We start from the raw sequence: 7,226 nt of genomic DNA, 5'->3' as shown, positions 1-7,226 counted from the left end.
AATCAGACCAGCAAAATACGTACGCGCCAGCTTTCACGCAAGGAGAGTAAAATTTTTAATCTTCAATACGAACCGAGTACTCGAACTGCTTTCTGAATTTTTGAATTATCCCTTTAACAGATTGCCCCTTTCGTAACGCAGTACGGATACTACTTTGTAGAATTAGTTGGGTGCTTAACCATATCTTAAACTCTTTTCGTTGACTTGATGAGAGAGCGGATAAGTCAACTCTAGTCAACATTTCTTCTAAATCCATTAGTAGTAAAATGAGGCTAGTAATTATTCAAATAGACGTTGCCAAAAAGACTTCTTACCTTGCTCAGGCATCCGGTTCGCGATCCCTTCAACCATTTTAGTTAAGTGGTTGATTTGGTTTTGAATATCAACCGGGGCGGCTGGTAATTGACTTTGGGTAAGCTGGCTTTGCACTAAGCTACGAACATCTTCATTCACATATTGACCCATCGTTTTACCAACTCGGCTAGCTCCTTTTTCAATGATAGCCCGAGTCTCTAGATCAACCCCTCGTACGGCCCAAATACCTACGTCAGGAGCGCGACGGGTTCGGCCCCCTTTACCTTTAGTTCTTGCTGTATCTTTATCAAGTGTTTGACTTAACTCGAGTTCTGTTAAACCACTTTCTTCGGCCATTTGAGTTTTGTTAAACGTTTTGTTTAACAGCTAAAGTACAGAAAGTTAGTGATTTGAGAAGTGTTAAACAGAATCTGAGTTCTGTTTAACACTTCTTGAGTTGTGTTTAACACTTCGAATAGCTTATCATAACAAGGATTATATAACAGCAAATGGGGCATAAATTGGTCTGTCTGACATGTCAGAAGGCGTTTAATCTAAATACAGATTATAACGAGCGAGCAAAGCAATCAACTACTTGCCCTGATTGTCATCAGACGGCTGTACATTATCCGCATAGATTCCGGCCTCCTAAGAAATCAGATGACAAAGGGTGGGAGGTTATTCGATTTCTGTACGAAAATGGTTTTACTTACAGACATATTCCCAACCCTGACGGAAACGGATATGAGTCGTATCCAGAGACAATGTTAGAAGCTAAAGAATTTGTAAAACGATTTAAGTAGTAACTAAGCTTTTGATTATAGGTAAACATAATGCCACTTATACAACAGCAGAACAGCTTATACGTTATGCCTGTAAAACCGTTCGGCGCATGAGAAAGGTATTTACTATACTATTCATTGGATCGTTCTTAGTCGCTTGCCGCCAAGAACTAACTCCGCTCAAAGCCCCTGTTGACCCCTCTTTCAGCACTAATTGTCAAGCACCATCAATCGAAAAGAATATTCTTGGTACTTGGCAGTTCGAGACTGTTGGGCCTACTTCAACTTCACCCATCCGGAGAGGTAGGATAACATTTGATAATCAAAATAATATACTTGATCCCGATTCACTCTTCGACAATTATATAAGTACCGGCTCATCAATGGCTAAAGTGGTGCGTAAGACCTATGATACAAATGGTGATTACCAGCCAATAAGCTATCCTGGAAGGCTATTTAGAGTAGAGTTAGACACAAAAGCTTTTGGTGAGAGTCGGCCCAACTACGTCGATACTAATGAGTGTAAAAAAATAGTCATCTACGACACAAGGACTTATAGGTTATCTTATAAAACAGGTTTTATCTTAATACGGCAATAAGATTTATAGGAGTCTATGAAAAAGTACAACTCACTGCCCCACAGCAAGTTGGTACTATTCCCAGACTCGTTCTATAACTGATTTTATGTAAAGAAATTAAATCGGGAAATGCGCCTACTGATACTTCATAGGCTTCCAGTTTCTGTGCTATTTAATTAACGATTGTCCAACGCTGATTAAGCTGATCGGTATACGCCACTAACCCTCTTTCCTTTGAGAGAAGAACAGAGGACATCTTCAACCGCTTGCATTCATTGGCACTGACACAGCTCGCCTCGATAACTGTTAGTGATTCACCGCCGAGGGGGTAATTAATCAAATAGCTTACCTGCGCCGTTGCGGGCCGTTTATCGACAAACTTATTGCGTAGATAGATCCCCGCATACAATGAATTTGAGTCTGGTTGGCTAAAGGGGCTATAATTAATGGCAACTAAATCATTTAGCTTCGCTTCAATAGTGATGCCAAGAGTTGAATCTCTTTTGGAAGTCAAGACGGCCCTCTGAATCTCACACTGACTTCCACATTCGTCACCCCCACAATATTCTGTTGCCGTGCTATACCGAATCAGTAGGGTATCACGACGATTTTGTTGGTTTTGATAAATTAACTGCGCCTTCGTTTGATAAGGCTGAATCCATTGTTTGACTTCTTGAGTCAATTTGGGGTCAGGCGGGTCCTTGCACAAATTGGTGCAAGCAAGGCTAATTATAAGTAGCCCTAAGCACGTAACTAGTTGTTTCACTCGCATCAAATTTGTTGTATAAGTGCGATTATGATAAGCTGTGCACATCAATCTTAATTCGGCCTTGAATTACATCCTTGAAAAACTTTTTCAACTGTATGGTCATGCGTTTCATGCCCGAGAAAAATTTGGTCTGTTTCATAGTCTTCAATGTTATATAAGTAAACGTTATGTTAGTCTAGACGCCAAGATTCCATAAAATTAGACTACAAATCAAAATCACAGATAACAATACTCACTGACTAAGAGCGCTTGTCTATCAACCAATTTATCTCCTACCGATTGTCTATAAGCAGAGTTCCAGTAGGATGACCAGCGATTACTTTTTAGTACTCAAATACCTAACTGATCGGCAATTGGTAGCACCCGCCGTCGGGATACGAGTAACGTTACCCCATTACTTAAAATCACCTTAGCCTGTCGGCCGTTTGTCCGATTGAACAGCACTAGATGATCAAGGTTGATTAAACTTGACTTATGCACTCGTAGGAAGGCGGGTAGTTGATGAGCAAACCACTTGAGGGTTTGAGAGGAAAGGAACTTGGGGCGGTCCACAAAGTGAATCCACACATAGTTCCCATCGCCTTCAATCCATATGATCAAGTCAATCGAGCAAGGTTTTTGTAAGCCTGGAACTTTGAATGTAGCCATAAGTGGCGAAGCTGGTACGACTAACCTAACGGGCGTACCAGGTAGTTTTGTTTATTGTCCGTATCGAATGCCTTTCAAGCCTACTAGTCGATACGTCTATCTGCGTTAAGCCACTTAGTCACCGTTTTTAAGAGTCCCTTACTGGCTATTGTGGGCCTCTTCTAAGGATATTCCCTTAACATAATACTAGCTTTTTCTCTCCCCTTCCCAAACTACAATGGAGACTATTCTGAGGGCTTGTATATGGTGGTTGATCTTAGAAAAGTTCATTAACATAAGATAGCTTATATAACAAGACTTGAAATAGTACAATTCACAGCGGGATAAAAAAAGGTGGTGACATCGTATGTCACCACGTAGTAAATAGGTCAGTTATTACTAAAAATTCGCGGTTTCAACGTTTACTAACTAAATTTATAGTTTGCCCGCTCCTGCCGTCCTTCTCTTTTTGGTGTTTTTGTTTTTTTCTGTTTTTTCTTACCCCTTTGATACTTTTCTAACGTCCGCTATTTTTTGGTTTGCGTCAGCTCCCTAGAAGCCGTTTTTTTTTGACAACACAATCTTTGTGTTATTTGAAGTATTTGTTCTATTTGTAGGCCTCATAACTAACTAAAAATCAGCTAGTTATGAGGCCAAAAAGAAACGTTTGGTGTGTGAAAAGAAACGTTTAGTGTGTGAAAAGAAACGTTTAGTGTGTGAAAAGAAACGTTTGGTGTGTGAAAAAGAAACGTTTGGTGTGTGAAAAGAAACTGTATATTTGAACTGTTTTATTAAGTAGTTTCTTAGAATCATAAAATGCTCAAAATCAGTGGAAAACGCCATACAAGTACGACAGCACAATGCTATCACAAATGCTCGTTATGAGTACTCCGAGCTTCAACTAGATATCTTTTTATTCTTACTTTCAAGGCTCCGAAAGAGTCAGCCGGACGGGATTTATGAGATATCAGTGACAGAAATGGGCAAATTGACAGGTAAAAAATACGACTACCAAAAGTTACGGTTGGCCACTGAGGGAATGGGAAGTCGTATGTTTGAAATCCCTAATGAGACCGATAAAAAAGGACGGCAGGTGTGGCGGCAAATGTGGATGTTTGATAGAGTAGATTACATTCATGGATTAGGAGTTATTGAGATTGAATTTACGCGGACTATCCAGCCATATCTATTTGATTTACAAGCTACTTTTACATCATTTCAGCTTTATTCAGCACTACGTTTAGGAAGTAAACATGCCAAACGTATCTATGCGTTATGTAGCCAATGGAAAGACAAGGGTCAGACACCGGAGTATGTTATTGAGGAGTTTAAACGTATGCTTGGACTAATTAATGAGAAAGGGGATGAAGAATATGGGCCGTTCTCAATGTTTAGAAAAAGGGTATTAGACGAATCAGTTAAGCAAATCAATCAACATACTGATTTACAGATTAGTTATGCTCTCGAAAAGAAAGGGCGTAGCTTTAAAAACATTACTTTTACTATCAAGAGTCAACCGCTGACTGTGGCCCTGCCGGTCAAAGATGGAGCCGTTAAGCCAGGGGCCGCTCCAGCAGGAGTATCCGAAAGTCAGTACCAGAATGTTCGGCTTCTACTTGAAAAGTGGAACATCAAACGCGCCGATGTGGTCAATCAGATCATGAACTCAGCCGAATTAATTCAGGAGGTTAATAAATTTGCCTATGAGTTGCAGACCGGAAAAGTTAAAGTCGAAAAGAACGTGGCAGGCTACCTGCTCACCCGATTGGGCTTGAAACAACCAAAAGGGGTAAAAAATGATTGAATTTCAGTGGGATATGGGAAATAAGGATCATATTATCGACCATTATCCACTTCGGGTCAATACCATCGAGGAAGTAGAAAGCTTATTTTACGATCCGGCTCCGTTGGCCCTGCGTGATCCCCAACACAGTGACCAGGAAGAACGCTTCAAGCTGGTAGCCCGAAGCAACCAGAATCGAATATTGCTTGTTGTGTATGTCATTAGAAATGGTCAAATTAGGCCCATTAGTTGCCGGCCGGCCAACCAAAAAGAACGCCAACGCTATGCTCAAATCGCCCAAAAACCCCAATAAGAGGGTGGCTTCAGGAGCCGCCCCTAAGCTGATTGCGGTCATCAAGAACGGGATGACCGAACAGGAAATGAACGAGTCTGGTGAACATTGGGTCAATCACAAGGGGCCTTATATGACCGTAGCGGAAACGTTAGCGTATGCCGCTGAACGAGATAAGACACTTGCCGGGAACAAACAACCCTGATCAGAAAGGTTGAAAAGGGGAGAGAAAGCAACCAGCCGCTTGAAATCGGGTTTTCATTGGCTTCCTTTTTTCTTCCCCTTTGTCATCTCTTTTCCTTCTAACTCATTCGCCTGACGAGACAGAGCTTTCGCTTGCTCGGCGGCTTCACGGGCCAATTCGCGCTTTTGGTCGGCTTCCTCCTGTTCACCGATCCATTTATAAATGGCAGTGTCCTTAAACTTAGCTTCCATAAAGCTGTAGTAGTCCGGATTGGCCTGCTTGGTGTAACGGATTCGCCAATTATCCGCTGCGAAAGCTTGCTCATACTCATCCCGCTCACTCCGCCAACTCAAGGCAAACCAGGTGACCGTGACCAGGAGGACCACCATAAGCCCGAACCCATAAGCCCCCACCTGTAGGTATTGACTCATCTTACGTTCAGGGGATTGACGATGAGCCTGTTCAAGCCGGTCGAGTCGGCTGGTAAGCGGACTCAGATCAATACCGGGCGCGGCTGACTTGGCTTGATTTTGTAAGCCCTGCACGGCTTTAGTTAGTTCATCGATACTGGCCCGGTAATCGGGCGGGGTCTCCGTAGGCAGTTTGCCTAGTTTAGTTTGTAGCACTTTTACCTCGTCGATCAGCGATTGCAGCAATTCGCCCACTAATTCATTCGTATCCATCTCACATACCCAGGCCACGGCCCTGTTTTAGTTGTTTATCTTCGATTTGCGGCCCTTTCTCCAGGCCAATAGACTTTTCTATCTCCTGCTCTCTGGAAAGCTCTAAAGCCCGTTTTAGGCTATTTTCTAGGAGCTGCTCTTCAATATGGCCCAAACTCAGGCTCTGGTGCAGTTTGGAGCCTTTGAAGGCAACCTTGATGTCTTCCCCGTTTTGATCTTGGCTCACCCGCTCGAAGCTCAATCCACGGGCTTTACCGGCCTGATCCCGGTTCACAATGACCTCAATACCACGCTGGGCTAAGTCGGCTTTCAACTCCGCGCTGGTGGTCGAACGCTCCAGACTATGGCGCACCTCATCGCGCATTTCCAGCCGGTAACGATCCCGCTCCGGTACGTGCTCCAGACTGAGCCGGTAGCCTTGCTCCTTCATTAGCGTTAGGCTGTGCTTCTGCTCGATCTCCCGTAGCAGCTTCTCCGAGCGGTTGTAATTGAGACTGTCGCTGATGGTTTGGCCGTTGCTGGCCACCCGGTTGGCAATGATATGAAAATGGCTGTGGGCCGTATCCTGGTGTTGAATCACCACGTACTGCGATTGATCCAAACCCATGCCGGTCAGGTACTCGCTGGCCACGTCTTTCATTAACTGCGGCTGAAGCTGTAACCGGGCTTCGTCTTGAGGATCAAAGCTGATGGCCGTATGCCAGACACTGCGCGTTAACTCAGGATTCATCTGGGCCTGTCGGACAAAGTCGGCCACCATCGGGTTCAGCTCATAATCGCGCACCCCCTGACTCATCAGCACTTGACCTTTCCCCATTTCCACCTTTTGCATGTTGTAGGCGCAGCACCCTTTGAAGCTGCGGCCGATGGTCGTTTTAGCGATCATAGAGCAGCGGGTTTATCCAAGAGTTGACTCAACTGCTGAAGAAGTCGGTGGGCTTCCAGGGCGATGCTGCGGATACCGTCGGCGTTCGCTTTGTGAGCGATCTGATTGAGGTTGTTCCCCAGCCGGGCGACTTGGTTCAACGTCTCATTTTCTTGGGGGCTAAGCCGGACCTGGGCTTTGCCCGTAAGCACCATTTGCCGGCCATAATCCGACAGAGTCAGGCCCGCTTTCTCAGCCCGTTTCTGGATGGCTAGCTTCTCTAGCTTACTCAGTAAAACTGTCATTTGCTGGTCGCGTTTAGTAGCGCTGGGCGGGCGTCCGCCTTTCTTTTTGACCGGATCAGTAGGA

The 7,226-nt window shown here is 44.2% G+C and carries 9 protein-coding genes; 3 read left to right on the top strand and 6 right to left on the bottom strand.

Features of this window, described 5'->3' with window-relative positions; genetic code table 11:
• Nucleotides 1-279: 279 nt before the first annotated feature.
• From ACFS25_RS31835 to ACFS25_RS31825, 3 genes are all read right to left on the bottom strand, one after another.
• Entirely contained in the window at nt 280-651 is a 372-nt protein-coding gene (locus ACFS25_RS31835; RefSeq protein WP_381509270.1) for a hypothetical protein, read from the bottom strand.
• Nucleotides 652-1,826: 1,175 nt separating this feature from the next.
• Nucleotides 1,827-2,336: a hypothetical protein gene (locus ACFS25_RS31830; RefSeq protein ID WP_381509268.1), complete on the bottom strand. Its 510-nt coding sequence runs from the start codon at nt 2,334-2,336 to the stop codon at nt 1,827-1,829.
• Nucleotides 2,337-2,753: 417 nt separating this feature from the next.
• The gene (locus tag ACFS25_RS31825; RefSeq protein ID WP_381509267.1) at nt 2,754-3,071 is read right to left on the bottom strand and encodes a LytR/AlgR family response regulator transcription factor; all 318 of its coding nucleotides are present in this window, start codon (nt 3,069-3,071) and stop codon (nt 2,754-2,756) included.
• An 808-nt stretch (nt 3,072-3,879) separates the two neighbouring features.
• Between ACFS25_RS31825 and ACFS25_RS31820 the strand changes: the two genes are divergently transcribed.
• Genes ACFS25_RS31820 through ACFS25_RS31810 form a run of 3 tightly spaced genes read left to right on the top strand, consistent with a single transcriptional unit; the run spans nt 3,880 to nt 5,330 of the window.
• The gene (locus tag ACFS25_RS31820; protein ID WP_381509265.1) at nt 3,880-4,854 is read left to right on the top strand and encodes a replication initiation protein; all 975 of its coding nucleotides are present in this window, start codon (nt 3,880-3,882) and stop codon (nt 4,852-4,854) included.
• Nucleotides 4,847-5,146 carry a BrnT family toxin gene (locus ACFS25_RS31815; RefSeq protein WP_381509263.1) on the top strand — a complete coding sequence of 100 codons (300 nt, stop codon included), beginning with the start codon at nt 4,847-4,849 and terminating at the stop codon, nt 5,144-5,146. Before ACFS25_RS31820 ends, ACFS25_RS31815 begins: the two co-directional genes overlap by 8 nt.
• Nucleotides 5,118-5,330, top strand: coding sequence for a hypothetical protein (locus ACFS25_RS31810; RefSeq protein WP_381509262.1), 213 nt, complete (start codon nt 5,118-5,120; stop codon nt 5,328-5,330). The genes ACFS25_RS31815 and ACFS25_RS31810 overlap by 29 nt, the downstream gene beginning before the upstream one ends.
• A 53-nt stretch (nt 5,331-5,383) precedes the next feature.
• Here ACFS25_RS31810 and ACFS25_RS31805 read toward each other — a convergent pair whose 3' ends face one another.
• The 3 genes from ACFS25_RS31805 to ACFS25_RS31795 form a co-directional block, all read right to left on the bottom strand.
• Nucleotides 5,384-6,010 (bottom strand): hypothetical protein, encoded by a 627-nt coding sequence (locus ACFS25_RS31805; protein WP_381509260.1) that lies wholly within the window; start codon nt 6,008-6,010, stop codon nt 5,384-5,386.
• Nucleotides 5,994-6,824 carry a relaxase/mobilization nuclease domain-containing protein gene (locus ACFS25_RS31800; RefSeq protein WP_381509258.1) on the bottom strand — a complete coding sequence of 277 codons (831 nt, stop codon included), beginning with the start codon at nt 6,822-6,824 and terminating at the stop codon, nt 5,994-5,996. The genes ACFS25_RS31805 and ACFS25_RS31800 overlap by 17 nt, the downstream gene beginning before the upstream one ends.
• Nucleotides 6,825-6,874: 50 nt before the next feature.
• Nucleotides 6,875-7,226, bottom strand: a 352-nt coding sequence (locus ACFS25_RS31795; RefSeq protein WP_381509257.1) for a plasmid mobilization protein, incomplete at its 5' end; no start/stop codon positions are given.

The sequence above is a fragment of the Spirosoma flavum genome (genome assembly GCF_042686045.1).
Lineage (GTDB): Bacteria > Bacteroidota > Bacteroidia > Cytophagales > Spirosomataceae > Spirosoma > Spirosoma flavum.
This window is presented reverse-complemented; position numbering and strand designations above follow the sequence as displayed.